16 protein-coding genes are annotated in these 19,028 nt (G+C 73.1%); 7 read left to right on the top strand and 9 right to left on the bottom strand.

What is annotated here, in order from left to right:
* Nucleotides 1-57 precede the first annotated feature (57 nt).
* From OOK31_RS26620 to OOK31_RS26600, 5 genes are read right to left on the bottom strand one after another with little or no spacing between them, the layout of a single operon-like run.
* Nucleotides 58-1,449 (bottom strand): MATE family efflux transporter, encoded by a 1,392-nt coding sequence (locus OOK31_RS26620; RefSeq protein ID WP_267089875.1) that lies wholly within the window; start codon nucleotides 1,447-1,449, stop codon nucleotides 58-60.
* A gap of 4 nt (nucleotides 1,450-1,453) precedes the next feature.
* Complete coding sequence (locus OOK31_RS26615; RefSeq protein ID WP_267089874.1) at nucleotides 1,454-2,482, bottom strand: cysteine synthase family protein; 1,029 nt, start codon at nucleotides 2,480-2,482, stop codon at nucleotides 1,454-1,456.
* Between the two features lie 33 nt (nucleotides 2,483-2,515).
* Nucleotides 2,516-3,886, bottom strand: a complete 1,371-nt coding sequence (locus tag OOK31_RS26610; RefSeq protein ID WP_267089873.1) for an alanine racemase — start codon at nucleotides 3,884-3,886, stop codon at nucleotides 2,516-2,518.
* Entirely contained in the window at nucleotides 3,877-4,890 is a 1,014-nt protein-coding gene (locus OOK31_RS26605) for an ornithine cyclodeaminase family protein (RefSeq protein WP_267089872.1), read from the bottom strand. Before OOK31_RS26605 ends, OOK31_RS26610 begins: the two co-directional genes overlap by 10 nt.
* A 32-nt stretch (nucleotides 4,891-4,922) precedes the next feature.
* Nucleotides 4,923-5,918, bottom strand: coding sequence for a TauD/TfdA family dioxygenase (locus OOK31_RS26600; RefSeq protein ID WP_267089871.1), 996 nt, complete (start codon nucleotides 5,916-5,918; stop codon nucleotides 4,923-4,925).
* Nucleotides 5,919-6,232: 314 nt separating this feature from the next.
* Here OOK31_RS26600 and OOK31_RS26595 point away from each other — a divergent pair, with 314 nt between their 5' ends.
* From OOK31_RS26595 to OOK31_RS26575, 5 genes are all read left to right on the top strand, one after another.
* Nucleotides 6,233-7,789, top strand: a complete 1,557-nt coding sequence (locus tag OOK31_RS26595) for an ABC transporter substrate-binding protein (protein ID WP_267089870.1) — start codon at nucleotides 6,233-6,235, stop codon at nucleotides 7,787-7,789.
* 110 nt (nucleotides 7,790-7,899) lie between these two features.
* Nucleotides 7,900-8,790, top strand: a complete 891-nt coding sequence (locus OOK31_RS26590; protein ID WP_267090023.1) for an ABC transporter permease — start codon at nucleotides 7,900-7,902, stop codon at nucleotides 8,788-8,790.
* Between the two features lie 74 nt (nucleotides 8,791-8,864).
* Nucleotides 8,865-9,656: an ABC transporter permease gene (locus OOK31_RS26585; protein WP_267090022.1), complete on the top strand. Its 792-nt coding sequence runs from the start codon at nucleotides 8,865-8,867 to the stop codon at nucleotides 9,654-9,656.
* Nucleotides 9,653-11,146: an ABC transporter ATP-binding protein gene (locus tag OOK31_RS26580; protein WP_267089869.1), complete on the top strand. Its 1,494-nt coding sequence runs from the start codon at nucleotides 9,653-9,655 to the stop codon at nucleotides 11,144-11,146. The genes OOK31_RS26585 and OOK31_RS26580 overlap by 4 nt, the downstream gene beginning before the upstream one ends.
* A gap of 86 nt (nucleotides 11,147-11,232) precedes the next feature.
* Nucleotides 11,233-12,633 (top strand): NADP-dependent succinic semialdehyde dehydrogenase, encoded by a 1,401-nt coding sequence (locus OOK31_RS26575; RefSeq protein WP_267089868.1) that lies wholly within the window; start codon nucleotides 11,233-11,235, stop codon nucleotides 12,631-12,633.
* A gap of 9 nt (nucleotides 12,634-12,642) precedes the next feature.
* Here the strand turns inward: OOK31_RS26575 and OOK31_RS26570 are convergent, their stop codons facing one another.
* Nucleotides 12,643-13,236, bottom strand: coding sequence for a TetR/AcrR family transcriptional regulator (locus OOK31_RS26570; protein ID WP_267089867.1), 594 nt, complete (start codon nucleotides 13,234-13,236; stop codon nucleotides 12,643-12,645).
* Nucleotides 13,237-13,325: 89 nt separating this feature from the next.
* Nucleotides 13,326-15,386 (bottom strand): discoidin domain-containing protein, encoded by a 2,061-nt coding sequence (locus OOK31_RS26565; RefSeq protein ID WP_267089866.1) that lies wholly within the window; start codon nucleotides 15,384-15,386, stop codon nucleotides 13,326-13,328.
* Nucleotides 15,387-15,673: 287 nt separating this feature from the next.
* Between OOK31_RS26565 and OOK31_RS26560 the strand changes: the two genes are divergently transcribed.
* Nucleotides 15,674-16,780, top strand: coding sequence for a hypothetical protein (locus tag OOK31_RS26560; protein WP_267089865.1), 1,107 nt, complete (start codon nucleotides 15,674-15,676; stop codon nucleotides 16,778-16,780).
* 236 nt (nucleotides 16,781-17,016) lie between these two features.
* Entirely contained in the window at nucleotides 17,017-17,280 is a 264-nt protein-coding gene (locus OOK31_RS26555) for a hypothetical protein (RefSeq protein ID WP_267089864.1), read from the top strand.
* A 21-nt stretch (nucleotides 17,281-17,301) separates the two neighbouring features.
* Here OOK31_RS26555 and OOK31_RS26550 read toward each other — a convergent pair whose 3' ends face one another.
* A complete protein-coding gene (locus tag OOK31_RS26550; protein WP_267089863.1) occupies nucleotides 17,302-17,757 on the bottom strand; it encodes a GNAT family N-acetyltransferase in 456 nt (151 codons plus the stop codon).
* 153 nt (nucleotides 17,758-17,910) lie between these two features.
* Entirely contained in the window at nucleotides 17,911-18,984 is a 1,074-nt protein-coding gene (gene hypE / locus OOK31_RS26545; protein ID WP_323188255.1) for a hydrogenase expression/formation protein HypE, read from the bottom strand.
* Nucleotides 18,985-19,028: the final 44 nt, after the last annotated feature.

The raw sequence follows: 19,028 nt of genomic DNA, 5'->3' as shown, positions 1-19,028 counted from the left end.
TCGGTCCGGACCCCTGGTCCCATTGTGCGACCGGGGGCCCGTACCCGGGGCCCCGTCTCAGCTGGTGGCCGCCGCCGGGTGCGCGCGGGCGTGCCCGTCCAGGGAGCGCGCGTAGCGGCGCAGCAGGAGCAGGGCGGTGGTGGCGAGGCCGGTGAGCAGGCCGAGCCAGATGCCGAGGGTGTCCAGGCCGAGGGCGTAGGCGAGGAGCCAGGAGGCGGGGAGCCCGACCGCCCAGTAGCCGACGAGGGTGATGCGGAAGCCGCCCTTGGTGTCGTCGAGGCCGCGCAGCAGTCCGACGCCGATGTTCTGGGCGCAGTCGAAGAACTGCAGGAAGGCGGTGACGATCAGGAGGTGGGTGGCGATGGTGAGGGCCTGGTCGGAACCGGAGTCGAGGAAGGGCGCCAGGATCAGCCCGGGGATCGTCAGGTAGAGGACCCCGACGACGGCCATGACGGCTGCGGCGCAGGCCAGGGCGGTGTTCTTCAGGCGCCGGGCGTCTTCGTGGCGGCCGAGGGCGAGCTCGCGGCTGACGTTGATGGAGGCCGCGTGGGAGAGGCCGACGGCGACCTGGAAGACGATGTAGACGAGCTGGTTGACCGCGGTGTGGGCGGCGAGCGCGTCGGGGCCGAAGGAGCCTGCCATCAGGGCGGTGACGGAGAAGAAGCCGGCCTCGGAGCCGTAGGTGGCGGCGATGGGGATGCCGAGCCCGATGAGGCGCTTGACGGTGGCGGCGTCGGCCTTGGTGATGTCCGGGGTGAGGAGGGGCGCGAGCTCCTTGTCCTTCTTCGCGGAGGCGTAGAGGGCGAGGAAGGACAGCAGGTGGACGCTGGACGTGGCGATGCCGACGCCGGTGAGGCCGAGGCGGGGAAGGCCGAAGGTGCCGTGGATGAGGATCCAGTTGAGGCCGGCGTTGACCGCGACGGAGGCGATGGTGATCTGGAGGAGGGCCTGCGGGCGGCGCATGCCGACGGTGAACTGGCGCACGGCCTGGAACCACAGGCAGGGCAGCAGGCCGGGGGCGAGCGCGTAGAGCATGGTCCGGGTGAGGCCGACGACCTCCGCGTCCTGGCCGAGCCAGGTGAGGGACTGTCCGATGAGGATCATCAGGAGGGCCCCGGCGAGTCCGGCGAGCGTGGCGACGGCCAGGCTCGCCCGGACTATGGAGCGGACCTCCTGCTGTGACTCCTCCGCGTGGTCCCCGTCCTTCTCGGCCCTGGCCGCCGCGGCGGCTATCTGGTTGCCGACGGAGGTGACCAGGCCGACGCCCATGGTGCGGAGCTGGTTGAAGATGACGATGGCCAGGCCGCCGGCCGCGAGCTCGGTGGTGCCGAGGAGCCCCATCATCACCGTGTCGGTGGTGGTCAGGGCCACTTGGGCGAGCTGGGTGAGGACGAGGGGGACGGCGAGGACGCCGAGGGCGCGGCTGTCGCGGAGGAGGGTTTTCAGCATGGGCTTATCGGTTCCCGCGGAGTTTGGTGAGCAGCTCTTCGATTTCCCGTTCGGCCTCGGCGTCGAGGAGGTCGCGGTCCTGCATCCAGTCGTCGTTGAAGACGGTGTCCATGTACTTTTCGCCGCCGTCGTTGATGAGGGCGACCATGGTCGTGCCCGGCGCCAGGGTGGACAGCCGGGTGAGGGCCTCGTGGACGACTCCGCCGGCGGAGCCGCCGATGAGGAGGCCGGTGCGGGCGACGGCGCGGCAGGTGGCGAACGCTTCGACGTCGCCGACCTTGACGCCCTCGTCGATGAGGTCGAAGTCGACGAGGGCGCCGATCTCGGCGCCCTCGGGGGTGCCCGTGCCGGACTGGTAGTAGTCGTGGGCCGGGCCGCCGAAGGCGATGGAGCCCTTGGGTTCGACGCCTATGACGGTGAAGCCGGACATCAGCTTGGTCAGCTCCCGGCTGGTGCCGCACAGGGCGCCGCCGGTGCCGACGGCGCCGATGAGGACGTCGATCTTTCCGTCGAGGGCCTCGTGGAGTTCGTGGGCGACGGGGAAGTAACCGACGCCGTTGGCCGGGTTGTTGTGCTGCTCGGTGAAGACGGTGTTGTCCTGGCCGCGCGCCATGTCCTCGGCGAGCTCCTCGCGGGCGGCCGTGGCGAGTTCCTCGGCGCCGTCGTCGACGACGTGGACGAGCTCGGTGCCCAGCGCCTTCATGCCGCGGAGCTTGTCGGCGCAGGCGTGGTTGTCGACGACGGCGGTGAAGGTGTAGCCGCGTTCGGCGGCGATGACCGCCAGGCCGAGCCCGGTGTTCCCGGAGGTCGACTCGATGATCCGGCCGCCTGCGCGCAACTCGCCGGCGGCCTCGGCCGCATCGATCATGGCCCGGGCCATACGGATCTTCGCGGTGCCGGTGGGATTGAACATCTCCAGCTTCAGCAGCAGACGGCTGCCGCTCTCGGTGGAGGCGAGTTCGAGGAGGGGGGTGCAGCCGATGAGATCGGATACGCGGGAGACCACGGCGGGGCGCTGAAGGGCTCCGGGCATCGGTAACTCCAGGAGGTGAGGGGGCGGGCGTGGTCAGCTGAAGTGGCGGTCCAGCCGCCAGCGGGGGCGCGGCCGGTCGGTGCGGTCGACGACGACCTTGGGGGGCAGGGGAAGGTCGTGGAACGGGGACTCGTTGGAGTCCATCTGGTAGCCCGCCGTATTGGGGTAGACAAGCAGGTCGCCCGTGCGGGGGCGGTGGCGGAAGTCGACCTTCCGCCAGGTGAGCATGTCCGACTCCAGGCAGGTGGCCGCCCCGACGCTCGCCGGGTACGAGCCCTGCGGGCCGTCCGGCTCCTGGGGGAGGAGGACCGGGTCGGGCAGGTACTCGCTGTTGAACCACTGTTCGGACAGGCTCAGGCTCGTACCGTCCACGGTCAGGAGCCGGTAGCCCGCGCGTTCCTTGACGCCCTGGATCCGGAAGACCGTGGCGCCGGCCTGGTGCAGCAGGGCCCGGCCGGGTTCCAGGAGCAGCAGTACGCCCGCGTCCCGCAGGATCTCGGAGAGCGGTTCCCCGCGGCCGGCGGGCCGGGTGGCGAGGAGCGCGGCCAGGGCCGCGGCGCCCGCGACGGGGGAGTGGTAGGGGTAGAAGTCCCCTGTCGAGAAGGCCTTGCCGGCGTGGTAGTGGCGGCTGTGGTGCCCGGCGAGGAAGGTGTGCCAGCTGTCGGCGTCGGTGTAACTGACCGGCAGGCCGCCGCCGATGCTGATCCGGCTCGCCTCCAGGCCCTGGACACGGGCCTTGAGGCAGAGTTCGGCCAGCCGGGCCGCGAGATCGGCCCGGGGCTGGAGGGCGTAGCCGGACAGGTGGAAGGCGAACCCCTCCATGCGGACGGAGTCCCCGGCCCGGACGCAGCGCTCCAGGGCCGTGTCGAGCTCGTGCTCGTCGAGCCCGAAACGGCTGTGCGGCTGGGTGCCGGGCAGGCAGCGCAGCAGGACCCGGGCCGGGCGGGCGCGGCCGGTGAGGGCGGCGGCGACGAGGGAGTCGAGTTCGTCGAGGGAGTCCACGGCGATCAGTGCCCCGTGCTGCACGGCCAGGTGCAGCAGGGCCGGGTCCTTGGCCGGTCCGGTGACGGCGAGGTGTTCCCCGCGGACGCCGTGACCGAGGGCCTCGCGCAGTTCGGGCGCGGAGGCCACGTCCACCCCGGCGCCGCCCGCGGCGGCCCGTTCGACGAACACGGCCGCCTTGTTGGCCTTCTTCGCGAAGTACACGAACCCGTCGACCCCGGCCGCGTCGAGGGCGTCCCGCATCGCCCGCAGGTTGGCGTCGAAGGCTTCGGGCAGCAGGAAGTGGAACGGGCCGCCGAAGGCGTAGGCCAGTTCGGGCAGCAGCCCGCCCGCCAGGATCCGTTCGGTGGCCGGGTCGGGCACGGCCGGCAGGGTGGGCAGGGGGCTGCTGGTCACTGCCACAGCGCGACCTCGGTGCCCAGGCCCTGCGCGAGGGCGAGCTGGGCGAAGCGGTGGCCGAGTGCGATGTCGGTGACGACCAGGCCGCTGTTGTACGCGAAGATCCGCTCCCCGGCGCCCGTACGGCCGCTGCTCACGCCCGCGATCACCGGCGGGAACTCGGCGTCGACGGCCGGGAGTTTGCCCTCGGCGTCCGCCATGTCCGTACCGGTCACGTTCATCTGCGCCTCGCTGGTGGCGATGACGCGGTCCGCCTCGTGGAGGGTGGAGGGCGCCAGCCCGTGGCCGACGAGGACCGACAGCGCGCCGGGCTTCAGCCAGGAGGCCTCGACGGCGGCCGGGGTGTGGCCGCCGGCGGTGGCGACGATGACATCGGCGTCCGCGGCGGCGGCCCGCAGGTCGGTGACGAGCTCCACGTCCCGGTCGGGGAAGTGCGTACGAAGCTGCTCGCGGACCGCGGCGATGCCCTCCGGGTGGGTGCCGGACAGCAGGAGGCGGTCGAGGTCCGGGAGGGTGGTGAGGAGGAACGGCAGCGCGAGCCGGCCCTGGGTTCCGGTGCCGATGACGAGGGCGGTGCGGGCGCCGGGCGCGGCCAGTTCGCGGGCCAGCAGGGCGGAGACGGCCGGGGTGCGCAGGGAGCCGATGCGGGAGCAGTCCATCATCGCGACGGGCAGGCCGGTGACGTCGTCGTAGAGCGTCAGCGACGTGTAGTAGTGCTGCTCCTCGCGGCCCTTGTCCAGGCCGTGCTTGTAGGAGGTCTTGATCGCGACGACCTCGCGGGAGCCGTCGCGGCCGAGCATCGCGTAGGAGACCGAGTGTCCGTCCTGCGGCTTGACGGTCAGTTTCCGGGGGTTGTCGGACCGGCCGGCCTGGAGGGTGCGGTAGGCGCCCTCCACCGTGGCCACCACGTCGGCCAGGGAGATGTCGATCCCGGCGAGGTCGGTGGTGGACAGGATGCGCAGGTGCTTGTCGTCGCCGGGTATGTGGGCGGACGCGGTGTCGGTCATGGTGGTCTTCCTCCGGGTACGGGGACGGGCGGTCAGCTCGGGTGTGCTTCCAGGGCGTTCTGGCCGTAGCCGTGCTCGCGGGCCTCGGCCGCGGGGCGGGTGGGCCGGCCGGGGACGCGTACGGAGGCGCGCTTGAGCCAGCGGTCGGTGCCGTCGTAGCGGGCCCGGAAGGGGACGCGGCCGTGCACGACGAGGTCGTTGTCGACGACGAGCACCTCGCCCGGGTCCAGGCTCACGGCGACCGAGACGCGGGCCAGTTCGGCCGACAGCCGCCCGTACGCGGCCCGGTACTCCTCGTCCGCCGTGTCGAGCGGGGTGTAGGCGGGGTCGAAGCGCAGGGTGAGGCCCTGCTCGCTCGCGAAGAGGGCGGGTACGGCCGGGGGAGCCTCCTTCGCGTAGCCCTGGGCCTCGTCGTAGGCGTCGTCCGGGAGGATCGGCAGGACCGGGCGGGTCAGGAGCGCGATGTCCTCCTGCGCCAGCTCGGCCTTGCGTACGCTCGCGGCGGTGGTGGCGATGCGGTCGTGGTTGCGCATGCAGGCGAGCATCAGCAGGTGGGCGCGGCCGGGGTGGAAGGCGTCCTCGGTGTGCGGGCTCAGGAGCACCGTGCTGCTGGCGCCGGTCTGCTCCGTCTCGTGGCCGGGGGCGGGGACGATGTTGTGGACGAAGCGGCCGTCCTGCTGGCCCTCCCAGGCGATGGGGTTGCCCATCGTGGTGGCGAGCAGGAGCAGGGCGAGGTCGTGGACCGCGCCGCTGTCACCGGCGTCGGCCCAGCCGGCGGGCGTGGGGCCGGTGTCCGTGTCGTCGACGGCGAGGCCGCGCAGGACGAAGAGTCCGTCGGCGGTGTCGACGGGACGGCAGTGGTGGCGCAGCGCGTCGCTGAAGCTCTCGGCCGACTCCGCGACGGCCGCGAGGAGTTCGGGGCTGGTGGCGGAGGTGCCGAACTCGGCGAGCAGCTTCTCGGCGGCGCGGCGGAGTTCGGCGGCGGTGGGGGTGTCGAGCTGGCGGACTGGTGCGGCAGCCGTGCTCATGGCGAAGTGATCCGTTTCGGTCGGACGGCAGGGGGAACCGGTCCCGGGGCGGCGCCGTCGTGCGGCGGGGCGGCGGGAGCTGACAACTGGCGGGATCTCAGGGCTGGTTGGCGTCCAGGCGTGGGACCAGCGGAACCGGCGAACGACTCGAACGCTAGCACCGAAATAAGGTAAGGCAAACCTTAGTAGTCGGTCACCCGATGGTGAGATTCGGACATGCATCCCATCCTGGTGGGCGAGTTGCGGAAACGGTTGTCATTAGGGTAGGCAAACCTAAGCATCACTCCAGTTGCCTGAGTGGAACGAGGACGTACGTGGACTTCAACAGGCGCCAAGTGCTGTGGGCCGGCGGAGCGATGGGCGCGGGAGCCCTGCTCGCCGCCTGCTCCTCGGGAAGCGGAGACACCAAGGCCGCCCCCGCCCCGGCGGACGGCAAACCCAAGAGCGGCGGCACCCTGCGCGTCGGCGCGCTCGGCCGCTCCGGAGCCATCACCCGCGACCCCCACGGCACCCAGGCCAACGAGAGCGACTACCTGGTCATCGCCCTCGTCTTCGACACCCTCGCCATGCCCGGCGCGAAGAGCAACACCGTGCCCCGCCTGGCCGCTTCGTGGGAGCCCTCGGCCGACCTGAAGACCTGGAAGTTCAAGATCGCCAAGGGTGCGGCCTTCCACGACGGCACCCCGGTCACCGCCGAGGACGTCGTCTGGTCGCTGCGCCGCCTGCGGGGCACCCCGTCGGGCGCCTCCCGCCTGCCCGGAGTCAAGGGCGCGGAGAGCATCACCGCCGAAGGCGCCGACACCGTCGTCATCGTCTCGGACTACGCCAACGCCGACTTCCCGCTCCTGACGCGGCTCACCACCTTCGTCATGAAGAAGGACACCCCCGACAACGCCCTCGACAAGGCCCCCGGCACCGGCCCGTTCACACTCGACTGGTACCGGGGCGGCAACGCCCGCCTCGTCAGGAACGACAAGTGGTACGGCGGCGCCGTGCACCTCGACGCCGTCGAGGTCACCATGTTCGAGACCCCGCAGGCCATGGCCAACGCCCTCCTCACCGGGCAGATCGACGTCGCCTCCAACGCCGGCGCCGTCGCGGCCCGTACCGCCGGGACCCGCAAGGACATCCAGGTCCTGCGCCGCCCCAACGACATGGCCATGCCCATCGTCATGCGCACCGCCACCGGCAGCCCCTTCGCCGACCCGCGCGTGCGCGAGGCGATGCGCCTCGTCGTCGACCGCGACGCCATGGTCAAGCAGGTCCTGTCCGGCTACGGCACCGTCGCCAACGACATCATGGGCACCGGCGACCCCGCCTTCGCCAAGGACGTCCCCCAGCGCAGGCGGGACCTGCAGAAGGCCAAGAAGCTCCTCGCCGAGGCGAACTTCGACCTGTCCAGGACCTACTCCCTCGTCACCACCGAGGACATCTCCGGAATCGCCGAGTCCGCGACCCTGTTCGCGAACCAGGCCCGCGAGGCCGGCATCAAGGTCGAGGTCGTCAAGCAGGAATCCGGCGCCTTCTGGGACAAGACCTGGAAGACCGGCGACTTCTACACCACCTACTGGGGCACCAACGACTCGGTCATCTTCTTCGCCTCCAAGACGATGGCCGGCGAGGCCGGACAGAACGAGGCCGGCTGGGCCGACCCGGCGTTCGACGCCGCCTACCGCAAGGCGATCGGCACCGCGGACGAGAAGGAGCGCGCGGCGGCCCTCAAGGAGCTGCAGCAGATCCAGCACGAGCGTTCCGGCTACCTCCTGTGGGGCATGGCCGACGGAATCGACCTCGCCGCCGCCAAGGTCAAGGGCCTGCCCACCCTGCCCGGCTACGGGCGCGTCCAGCTCGAGAACGCGTGGCTGAGTTGAGCCGCACGGCCCACGAACCCGCGGTGGCCGCCCCCGTCACGACGGGGGCGGCCACCGCGCCGCGCCGCGTGCTCCCGCGCCTCGCGGCCGCCGTCGCCCGCCGGGCCCTCATGCTCGTCGTCCTGCTCGCCGCCGTGTTCGCCGCCGTCGAGCTGCTCCCCGGAGACGCCGCGAACGCCAGCTCCGAACGCGGCGACAGCGCCGCCGACGTCGCCGCACGCCGCCACCTGCTCGGCCTCGACCGCCCCGTCTGGGAACGCTTCGCCGACTGGATGACCGCGCTGCCCACCGGCGACCTCGGCACCAGCGCGCGCGGTCAGAAGGTCACCGACCTCCTCGCCGACCCCCTCCCCCACACCCTCGTCCTCGGCGGGACCGCCTTCGCCCTCACCGTCGTCGCCTCCCTCGCCCTGGGCTGCTGGGCCGCGACCCGCCCCGGCCGGCTCACCGACCGGATCATCGGCCACACCTCCACCGCGGCGTTCGCCGTACCGGAGTTCGTCGTCTCGGTCGGACTGCTCCTCATACTGTCCCTGTGGACCGGCTGGCTCCCGGCCGTCACCCTCACCGGCGCCGACGGCTCACTCGCCGACCGGACCATGCTGATCATGCCGGTCCTGGCCCTGGTCGTCCCGCAGACCGGATGGAACACCCGCATAGTCCGCGGCGCCCTCGCCGACCAGGCCCGCACCCCCCACGTCGAAGCCGCCCACCTCGACGGGCTGCCCGCCCACCGGGTCGTGCTGCGCCACGCCCTGCCCGGGGCGATACCGGCCATCGCCACCGGTATCGCCACCTCCACCGGCATGCTGCTCGGCGGCGCCGTCGTCGTGGAAACCCTCTTCAACTACCCCGGCATCGGCTCCGTCATGGCCGCCGCCGTCAGCAGCCGCGACACCCCCCTCGTCGCCGGAGTGGTCGTCTGCGCCGGCGCCGCCATCAGCCTCGTCCTCCTGGCCGCCGACCTGATCCGCGCCCGTACCCTGGGAGGACGCCAGTGAGCGCCGCCGGAACGTCCCTTCCCGACACGGCCCCCCACGCAACCCGCGCCCGGGCCCGGACGCGTTCCGGGACCCTGCTCCGCGTCGCCCCCGGCCTGCTCCTCGTCCTGCTGGCCCTGACCGGCCCGTGGCTCGCCGCACACCCCCTCGACACCCCCGTCACCGCGCCCTACGCGGCCGCCGGCGACGGGGCCCTGCTCGGCGGCGACCAGCTCGGCCGGGACGTGCTGAGCCGGCTGCTCCACGGCGGCACCGCGCTGATCGCGGGCGCCCTGCTCATCGCCGTCGTCGTCACCGCCCTCGCCACCGTGGTCGGCTGCGCCGCTGTCCTGCGCCCCGCGCTCGGCCGCGCCATCGAGCGCACGGCCGACGTCTTCATCCTGCTGCCGCCCGTACTGGGGATCATGCTCATCGCCCTGGCCTGGCCCGGCGGCGGGCGCTGGGCCGTCGTCCCTGCGGCCGTCGTCCTCGGCTCCCCGTACGCCGTCCGCATCGTGGCCTCCGCGGCCGCCCCGCTGGCATCGGCCGGCTACGTGGAAGCCGCCGCCGCCCGGGGCGAGCGGACCGCCTACATCGCCCTGCGCGAACTGCTGCCGAACCTGCGGGCCACCGTCCTCGCCCTGTTCGGGCTCCGCTTCGTCGAAGCCGTCTACGTCATCTCCATGGCCGGATTCCTCCAGATCGGCCCCCGGCCCCCGGCAGCCGACTGGGCGCTGATGATCCGCGAGAACGCCCCGGGCATCCTCCTCAACCCCTGGGCCGTACTCGCCCCCAGCCTGGCCATCGCCGTCCTGGCGATCAGCTTCAACCTGGCCTCCGCCTCCCTCGCCTCCCGCTCCGCACCCAAGGCGGTGACCACCTCGTGAGCGACACCGCACCCGCCACGGACCACCGGGCCACCCCGGCCACGGCCACCCCCGTGGCCACGGCCACCGGTCTCGAGATCCGCATCCCCGACGGCCCGGTACTGCTGCACCCGGCCTCACTGACCGTCCGCGCCGGACGGATCACCGCCCTCACCGGCCCCTCCGGCTCCGGCAAGACCACCCTGCTCCGCGCACTGATCGGCCACCTCCCCGACGGGGCGGCCGTCACCGCCGGAACCCTCGACGTCCTGGGCCGCAGCCCGGGCGACCTCGGGCCCGCGGATCTGCGCCTCCTGCGCCGCACCCGCATCGCCTACGTGGGCCAGGATCCCGGATCCGCCCTCAACCCCCGGATGAGGATCCGCGGCATCGTCGCCGAGACCGCCACCGACCCGAGCGACGAAGCCGTGCTCGGGCTCCTGCGCGAGTGCCGCCTCCCGGTCGACGACGGCCTGCCCGACCGGCGCCCCACCGCGATATCCGGCGGCCAGCAGCGCCGCGTGGCCCTGGCCCGGGCCCTGGCCCGCACCCCCGAGATCCTCCTCCTCGACGAACCCACCGCCGGACTGGACGGTGCCCTCCGCGACGAGATCGCCGAGCTGCTCCGCGACCTGGCCGCGCGCCGCGGCCTGGCCGTCGTGATGGCCTGCCACGACCCCGAACTCGTCGAAGCCTGCGCCGACGACGTGGTCCGCCTGGAGGGCGCACCGCCGCGCCGGGCCGACCCCCCGGCGCGGCGCACCCCCGGGCCGCCGCCGCCCGCCGGGGAGTCCAGGGGGATCGGGGGGATCGCCGCGCACGCCGTCAGCGTCGCTTACCGCCACCGCGGCGGCCGCCACCAGGCCCTCGACGCCGTGGACTTCACCGCCGCGACCGGCTCCGCCACCGGCATCGTCGGCCCCTCCGGCTCGGGCAAGACCACCCTGCTCCGGGTGCTGGCCGGACTCCACCCCGCCGACTCCGGCACCCTCAGCCTGGGCGGCAGCCCCCTCGCGGCCACCGCCCGCAAGCGCTCGCGGGAGCACCTGCGGCGGGTCCAGCTCGTCCCGCAGAATCCGCTGGACGCCCTGAACCCGGCCCGCACCGTGGGCGCGGCCCTGGCGAGGCCGCTGCGGCTGCACACGGGGCTCAAGGGTCCCCGTAGGACCGCGCGGATCGCCGAACTCCTCGAACAGGTCGAACTCCCCGCCGAGTTCGCCGGCCGGTACCCCGGCGAGCTCTCCGGCGGCCAGCGCCAGCGGGTCTCCATCGCCCGCGCCCTCGCCACCGGCCCGGACGTCCTGCTGTGCGACGAGATCACCTCCGCCCTCGACCCGGACACGGCGGCGGCCGTCATGGAACTCCTCGGACGGCTGCGCGCCGAACGCCGGATGACCGTCGCCCTCGTCAGCCACGAGCTGCACCTGGTCGCCGCCCACACGGACTCGGTGCACCTCCTGGAGGACGGCCGCCTGACCGCCCACGGCCCGACCGCGACCCTGCTCCCGTAGACCCGCCCGCCCCGGCCCTCGCGTTGCGGGGGCCGGGGCGGGCGGGCAGGGTCGGTGGGGCGGCTCCCTCGCAGGAAGGTCGGACCATGCCCATCGCCACCGTCAACCCCACGACAGGCCGGACACTGCAAACCTTCGACGCCCTCGACGCCGAGGGCATCGAACAGTGCCTGGCGGAGGCCGCCCGGACGGCCGTCTCCTACCGGCGCACCGGCTTCCCCGAACGGGCCGCGCTCCTGCTGCGCGCCGCCGACCTCCTGGAGGCGGAGGCCGAGGACATCGCCCGGATCATGACCATCGAGATGGGCAAGCCCCTGGCGGCGGCCCGCGCCGAGGCCGCCAAGTGCGTCAAGGCCATGCGCTGGTACGCGGCCCACGCCGAGGCCCTCCTCGCCGACGAACGGCCCGCCGAGGCCGACGTCCGCGACGCCGGGGCCTCCGCCGTCCGGGTGCTCTACCGGCCCATCGGGGTGGTCCTGGCCGTCATGCCCTGGAACTTCCCGCTCTGGCAGGTGGTCCGCTTCGCCGCGCCCGCGCTCATGGCCGGCAACGTGGGCCTGCTCAAGCACTCCTCGAACGTCCCCCAGACGGCCCTCTACCTCGGCGAGCTCTTCGCCCGCGCCGGATTCCCGCCCGGCTGCTTCCAGACCCTGCTCATCGGCTCCGGCGCCGTCGAGGCGGTGCTGCGCGACCCGCGCGTGTCGGCCGCGACCCTCACCGGCAGCGAACCGGCCGGGCGCGCGGTGGCCTCCGTCGCCGGGGACGAGATCAAGAAGACCGTCCTGGAACTCGGCGGCAGCGACCCCTACGTCGTGATGCCCTCGGCCGACGTCGCCCGCGCGGCCCGCACCGCCGTCACGGCCCGGGTGCAGAACAACGGCCAGTCCTGCATCGCCGCGAAGCGGTTCATCGTCCACACCGAGGTCTACGACGAGTTCGCCCGGCTCTTCACCGAGGGCATGACCGCGCTGACCGTGGGCGACCCGATGCTCCCCGGCACCGACGTGGGCCCGCTGGCCACCGAGAGCGGCCGCACCGACGTCGAGGAGCTGGTCGACGACGCCGTGCGCCGCGGCGCCACCGTGCTGTGCGGGGGCCGGCGCCCGCCGGGGCTGGAGGACGGGTACTTCTACGAGCCGACGGTCCTGGCCGATGTCACCCCGGCCATGCGGATCGACCTGGAGGAGACCTTCGGGCCGGTCGCCACCCTGTACCGGGTGGGCAGCCTGGAGGAGGCCGTGGAACGCGCCAACCACACGCCCTTCGGGCTCAGTTCCAACGTCTGGACCCGTGACGAGGGCGACCTGGAGCACTTCGTGCGCGAACTCCAGGCCGGCGGCGTCTTCGTCAACGGCATGACCGCCTCGCACCCCGCGCTGCCCTTCGGCGGGGTCAAGCGCTCGGGGTACGGGCGGGAGCTGTCCGGGCACGGCATCCGCGAGTTCTGCAACATCACCACCGTCTGGCAGGCGGCGGACCCGGCCTGAGAGGTGTGATCAGCCGTCCACGAGGCCGAGGACGTGCTCGGTGACCAGGTCCAGGAGGCCGGCGGTGGCCGACTCGTCGCCGAGCACCAGGACGTTCAGGGTCAGCCCGTCGGTCATGGCCGCCAGGTAGCGGGCCAGTACCGGTACCGGCACGCGCAGTTCGAGGTCCATCGTGTCGCGCAGCTGCCCGATGAGCTCCTCGTACGTCGCGCAGTACAGCTCGTACTGCCGGCGGGCGAGGTGCTCGAAGCCGGGCTGGCGCAGGGCGTACTGGGTGAGCTCGTAGGTGAGCATGTGCTCGCCGGGCTGGGCGCCGACGTGGTCCCAGTACGCCTGGAACCCGGCGCGGACGGTCTCGCGCAGGGTGGGTTTCGGCCGGATCGCCTCCCTGACCACCGTGATGTAGTGCGCGGTGATCGCCTCGATGACGGATTCGAGGAGGGCCTGCTTGGAGTCGAAGCAGTAGTGGAAGACGCTCAGCGACACCCCCGCCTCGGCGGCGATGGAGCGGGTCGTGGTGCGGGAGACCCCGTCGCGGGTCATCGCGCGGATCGCCGCCTCGGTCAGCTGCCGGCGCCGCTCGGCCGACGGCATCCGTGCCATGGGGTCCCTTCGTACGGGGTGCGGATCGGGCGGTGCCCCGCCCGCCGGACCGGGTGGGACCGGTCCGGCGGGCGGGGCCAGGGATGCGGTCAGCCGCTGTAGACGCCGACCTCGTGGAGGGAGTACCCCCACTGGGTGCCGCGGCCGAGCCCGTGGATCCGTACGTGGCGGGCCGTGGTCCCGGCGAAGCGGACCGTGTCCAGGCCGCCGTCACCGGTGGTGGTGGACCAGGCCGTCCGCCAGTTCGTCCCGTCGTCCGAGAGCTCGACGCGGTACGACTTCCCGTACGCCCGCTCCCAGTCGAGGGTGACCCGGCCGACCAGGCTCGGGGACCCCAGGTCCACCTGGAGCCACTGGTCGTCGCTCCAGTCGCTGGCCCAGCGGGTGCCCCTGTCGCCGTCCACGGCCCGGCCGGGCGCGTAGCTGGTGAAGGGGTTCCACTCGGCGGAGCTGGCCGAGGAGGGCGCTCCGGCGGCGAGGTTCACGCCCGCCTTGTGCCGCTCGGACGCGCCCCAGGTGCCGAGGTAGGACTCGGCGCCCTTGAAGAGGTCGTCGACCACGTCCTGGCCGCCTACGAGCCGGATGTCCTCGATCCAGTCGGGCACCAGACCGTAGTGGGAGGCACCGTCGGTGTTGAGGTCCCAGGTGCGCTGCCCGGTGGTCTGCTTGTCGATGACGGAGCCGCCGTCGGTGCTGCGGAAGGGGTAGCGCACCGGGTTCGGGGTGTCGGCGCCGCGCGGGCCGGGCCAGCCGCCGACGCCGTTCATGTCGGTGCCGTAGCCGTAGCCCACGTTGTACTTGTCGCGCAGCGCGTCCGTGCGCCGGGCCTCCGCGCTGAAGCCCTCGGCCCCGCCCATGTACTGGGCGGCGAACCCGCCGAGCTTGTAGAGCCGCTCGGTCCAGCCGAGGTCCATCCAGCTGTGCGAGGAGATCACGCCCGGGTACGACTCGGACTCCAGGAGGTCGAAGGCCCGGCCGGCGGCCTTGACGCTCATGTGGTCGACTTCCAGCATCATCTTGCGCTTCATCATCCCGCGCACGGCGTACTCGCCGAGGTCGGTGAGGCCGCGGGTGTTGCACTGGGCGTCGGCGGCGTAGGAGGGCACGGCGACCCCCGCCGGGAGCTCCTTCTGGGCGGACGGGGCCGCCGCGAGGCCGATCGGGTGGTCCTTCTGGGGGCCCGTGCACTTCTCGGTCTGCCAGAAGGTGCCGGTGGACAGGAACTGGCCCACGTTGATGGCGGTGCCGAGGGCGCCCTCGTCGAAGCGCACCCCGCACAGGGCGTTGTCGAACTTGTGGCAGAGGAACATACTGCGCACGCCGAGCCGGTGCAGCTCGTCCAGGCCCCGGTCGATATCCGCCTTGGAGCACTGCGCGACGTCCAGGATCTGCTTGCAGCCGAAGGGTTCGGAGGTCTCCACGCCGAGGACCACCGCCAGCTTGCCCTGCTTGATCACCTCGCGGGCCTGGGCGGAGTCGGTGACGATCCTGAACCAGCCCTTGCCGGGGCCGCCGTACATCTTGTCGACGAAGGCCTGCATGTCGTAGGTCTTCTGGGCCTCCAGGCGGATGGCGGTCATCTCGTCGCAGCCGCGGTCCTTGAAGAAGTAGACCGAGCAGATCACCCCGTTGGTGACGAGGTCGTTGACGAGGACGCGCTGCCCGCCGCGCCAGGCGCGCTCGACCCAGGCGTAGTAGTTCTGCTGGTGGGTCAGCGAGTCGTGGGCGGGCCAGTCCTTGAAGGTGGGCCAGCCGTCGGGGTCGTGCTTGCCGTCGCCGCCCTTGGTGATGAAGTCGAAGACCGCGAGGGTGCCGTCCGGGTAGTGCTCCGGGCAGTCCTTGAGGGCGTCGGCCACGCCGAGTTCGGAGAACGGCTTGCCGCAGATCAGCCGGCCGCCGAAGCCCTCGTTGGACATCAGGTGGTCGTGCGCGTCGACGAAGCCGCGCACCCGGCCCTGGGCGTCGGTGCCCTTGAAGGGTTCGCCGGTGACGTTGATCTGGGAGTCGGGGGCGGGGCGGGCCGTCGGGTTCCACCAGCCGGCGTCGTCGGCGGAGGAGCTGGGGACGGGCCCGAGGAGGATCGCCATCACCGCGAGGAGCAGCGCGGCGACCGCGGCTGGCCGGCGGCGGGGGTGTGGGGTCAAGGTCATCACTCGTGTCTTCGGTCGGCGGTGGGGGCGCGGTCGAATCCAGGCATGAATTGTCATGCCCCGCACAAACGGTGCGTCGAGAATCGCGACTGGCGCGATCGGAGTCAAGAGTCCGGGACGGATGACCTGATGGGCCGTCGGTTCATCGGGCGGCCGGACCGCCGGACCGCCGGGCCGGAACCGCGATCGGATCGGATGATGATCGGAGCATGGCCGGAAAGGGCCTTGTGGACGCGGCGCCCTCCTAACCTGCCCGCAACCGGCCACGCGTCCGAAAGGCAACGCCCATGCACCGCTACCCCCTGCCCGACCATCCGCTCAGGACCGACCGGCTGCTGCTGAACGTGGTGACCGCGCTGGTGTTCGCCCTCCTGGTCGGCTGCCTGCTCCTCCTCGGCCCGTCCGCCGCCGGCATCGCGCTCCTCGCCGTCCTCGCCGCGATCGGCGCCTGGGGCTTCGTCTCGCGCAAGGAGCAGCTGCGCGCCCTGGAGGTGGAGCGGGCCGAAGCCGTCCTGGCCCACGCCGAACTCCTCGAACGCCGCGAGCAGTACGCCCGCGACCGGGGCTTCACCTACCAGGAGACCTGCGCCGAGTCCGCCCTCGGCTTCGGCCGGATCGAGCAGCACGTCCCCGAGGACCGCGCCGAGTGGGAGGGCGGCGCCACGGCCCGCGAGCGGATCGCGGAGTTCCCGCACCTGGAGCGGTTGGTAGGCCTCGCCCGGCACGCCAGCACCCTGGTGGCCGAGGGGGTGGTGCGGATGCGCCGCGAGGGCTTCGACGTCACCGTCTTCGACCTCGAACTCGTCCACCACGACGACCTCGACGGCCTGATCCGCATGATGAAGCCGCCCGTGGCGCTGGAGGTGGCCAAGGACTACGTCACCGTATGGTCGGTGGCGCTGCCCGTGTCCCTGCCCTACGTGTCCTCCGCGTACGCCTGGGACGGCCGGCGCGGGATCGCGCAGACCCTCCTGGAGGGCGAGGACGTCCTCGAACGGCGGGCGGAACAGCGGGAGTTCGCCGACTTCCTGCTGTCCCTCCCCGCCGTCCGCGAGGACGCCCTCTCCGACACCGCCCACCCGTGGTTCGTCGACGGCGGCCGGCTGCTCGCCTGCGCCCGGGGGAACACGGGCGTCGACCCGGCGGAGGTGGAGGCCACCGCCGCGCGCCTCGCCCGGCTCGCGGCCCGGCTGCCCTGGCCCGAGCTGGAGCGCTTCGCGGTGACGGACCCCGAGGACGCGCGCACGCGCGCCACCCGGATCCGCTGGACGCACCGCTGGTGGCGCGGCGGCCCCGAGGACGCCCCGACGGCCCGCGCCCTGCTGGAGGAGAAGCAGATCACCCTCGCCGGGCTGCGCGCCTTCATGCCGGGCGACGAGGACCTGGTGGCCTAGGGCCTGTCGTCGAACTCCCGTCTGCCCCGCGGCGTCTGGCACGCGCTCTCGCCGCACCGGGCGAAAGCCCGAGTACGTCCAGTACGCGGGCTTCCGCCCGACACGCCGAGAGCACGCACCAGACGCCGCGGGGCCGCCCTCCGGGCGACGACGCGAGTTTGACGACAGGCCCTAGGGCGAATCGCCGCAGGTGGCCGATGCTCGCCCGCTCCGTCCGGGCGGCCTATCGTCGAGGTATGAGCGCGATCGTCGTGGTGTACGAGGTCGACCGGCCGCCCGGGGTGGCGTCGCACGGCGCGGAGGGCACCGTCCTGCGGGTGCACGCCGCGCCCGCCGCCCCGGGCAGCACCTCCGCACGGGGCCCGCGGACTTTCTGCGGCAAGGACACCTTCGCCATGGACACGGCCTCGTGGACCCCCGACGGGCAGCCCGGCTTCCCCTGGTACCCGCTGGAACACGCGAGCCGGGTCTGCCCCGCCTGCGACGAGGCGGTGGCCTGACGCGGGCCGGTCAGGCAGGGGTCAGCGGCCGGGGGTCATGTCGTAGGTGACCCACATGGTGCGCTGCGCCACCTGGTCGTACTTCGACCGCGCCCGGTGGTTGTCGTCGGCGGTGATCCACCGGACCACGCTCCAGCCCCGCTCCGCGGCGAGCTCGCGCAGGGCGCCGAGCAGCAGGTCGGCGGCGCCCGAGCCGCGGTGCTCCGGCGCGACGAACAGGTCGTCGAGGAAGCAGCCGACGGTGGCCGAGAGCGGCCGGGCGAAGGGCCGGTAGTGGGCCAGGCCGAGCAGCCGGCCCGCCGCGTCCTCGGCGACGAGGGCGCCGACCTCGTGCGCGGGGTCGTTCACCCAGGCCCAGACCGTCGCGGCGGCCTCCTCGGTCTGCTCCACCCGGTAGAAGTCGGCGTAGCCCTGGTAGAGGACGCGCCACTGCGCGAAGTCCCCGGGCCGGGCGGGGCGGACCTGGATGTCGGACATGAGGGGACCTCCGGTGTGCTGCTCGACGAGCGGATCGATCTTCCGATCATGCTCCAGGCGCGGGCCGGGGCACCCGTGCCACCGTGTCGAAGCGCCGGCCGCCGGTCCGCCACCGTGGACAGGTGACGGCGGCCCGGCGGCCCCGGGAGCGCGTCAGCAGATGCGCGGGAGCTGCTCGCCGATCGGCAGGTCGACGACGCGGGTGCCGCCCAGACCGGTACGGGCCACCACCAGGCCCGGATGGGCCTCGACGGCCTCGCCGATCACCGCGGCCCGCCGGCCCAGCGGATGCGCGCGCATGGCGTCGAGGACCGCCTCGGCGTGCTCGCGCGGGACGAACGCGACGAGCTTGCCCTCGTTGGCCACGTACAGCGGGTCCAGTCCGAGGATCGCGCAGGCGTTCGCGACGGCCTCCGGGACCGGGACCCGCCCCTCGTGGAGGACGACACCCGTCCCGGAGGCGGCGGCGATCTCGTTGAGGGAGGCCGCCAGTCCGCCCCGCGTCGGGTCGCGCAGCACGTGCAGGTCCGGGGTGACGGCGAGCATGCTCCGTACGAGGCCCCCCAGGGCCGCGCAGTCGCTCTCGATGTCCACGCCGAACTCCAGGCCCTCCCGGACGCTCATGATGGCCACCCCGTGCAGCCCGATCTCCCCGCTGACGATGACCACGTCGCCCGGGACCACCCGCTGTGGGCGCAGGTCCACCCCCTCGGGGATCAGACCGATGCCCGAGGTGTTGATGTACACGCCGTCCCCGTGGCCCGACTCCACCACCTTGGTGTCTCCGGTCGCCACCTCCACCCCGGCGGTCCGCGCGGCGGCGCCCATCGCCCCGGCGATCCGCGCCACCGTGGACACCTCCACGCCCTCCTCCAGGATGAACCCGCAGGACAGGTAGGCCGGGACGGCCCCGCTCATGGCCAGGTCGTTGACGGTGCCGTTGACGGCGAGGTCACCGATGGAGCCGCCCGGGAAGAACAGCGGCCGCACCACGTAGGAGTCGGTGGAGAAGGCCAGCCGCGCGCCGCCCAGCGTCACCGCGGCCGAGTCGCCGAGCTGGGCGAGCACCTCGCCGCCGAAGGCCGGGGCGAACAGGTGCTGGACCAGCTCGGCGGAGAGCGCGCCCCCGCCGCCGTGGCCCATCACCACCCGGGGGCGGTCGCGCAGCGGAGCCGGGCAGGTCCAGCCGGTGACGTCGAGGACGGCCGCCGCCCGGGGCGGCGCGATCCCGGGCTGTGTGGTGTCGGGCCGCGTGATGTCGGGCCGCGTGG

Origin of the sequence: Streptomyces sp. NBC_00249, from assembly GCF_026342355.1 — a bacterium.
Taxonomy (GTDB): Bacteria; Actinomycetota; Actinomycetes; order Streptomycetales; family Streptomycetaceae; genus Streptomyces.
Note: the sequence above shows the minus strand (reverse complement) of the source record. Positions and strands in the feature narration are given on the sequence as shown.

Bases quoted from the DNA above. Each gene is read 5' to 3' on its own strand.
- OOK31_RS26620 (WP_267089875.1), bottom strand. From the start codon at position 1,449: ATGCTGAAAACCCTCCTCCGCGACAGCCGCGCCCTCGGCGTCCTCGCC.
- OOK31_RS26615 (WP_267089874.1), bottom strand. From the start codon at position 2,482: ATGCCCGGAGCCCTTCAGCGCCCCGCCGTGGTCTCCCGCGTATCCGAT.
- OOK31_RS26605 (WP_267089872.1), bottom strand. From the start codon at position 4,890: ATGACCGACACCGCGTCCGCCCACATACCCGGCGACGACAAGCACCTG.
- OOK31_RS26600 (WP_267089871.1), bottom strand. From the start codon at position 5,918: ATGAGCACGGCTGCCGCACCAGTCCGCCAGCTCGACACCCCCACCGCC.
- OOK31_RS26590 (WP_267090023.1), top strand. From the start codon at position 7,900: ATGCTCGTCGTCCTGCTCGCCGCCGTGTTCGCCGCCGTCGAGCTGCTC.
- OOK31_RS26575 (WP_267089868.1), top strand. From the start codon at position 11,233: ATGCCCATCGCCACCGTCAACCCCACGACAGGCCGGACACTGCAAACC.
- OOK31_RS26570 (WP_267089867.1), bottom strand. From the start codon at position 13,236: ATGGCACGGATGCCGTCGGCCGAGCGGCGCCGGCAGCTGACCGAGGCG.
- OOK31_RS26565 (WP_267089866.1), bottom strand. From the start codon at position 15,386: ATGACCTTGACCCCACACCCCCGCCGCCGGCCAGCCGCGGTCGCCGCG.
- OOK31_RS26560 (WP_267089865.1), top strand. From the start codon at position 15,674: ATGCACCGCTACCCCCTGCCCGACCATCCGCTCAGGACCGACCGGCTG.
- OOK31_RS26555 (WP_267089864.1), top strand. From the start codon at position 17,017: ATGAGCGCGATCGTCGTGGTGTACGAGGTCGACCGGCCGCCCGGGGTG.
- OOK31_RS26550 (WP_267089863.1), bottom strand. From the start codon at position 17,757: ATGTCCGACATCCAGGTCCGCCCCGCCCGGCCCGGGGACTTCGCGCAG.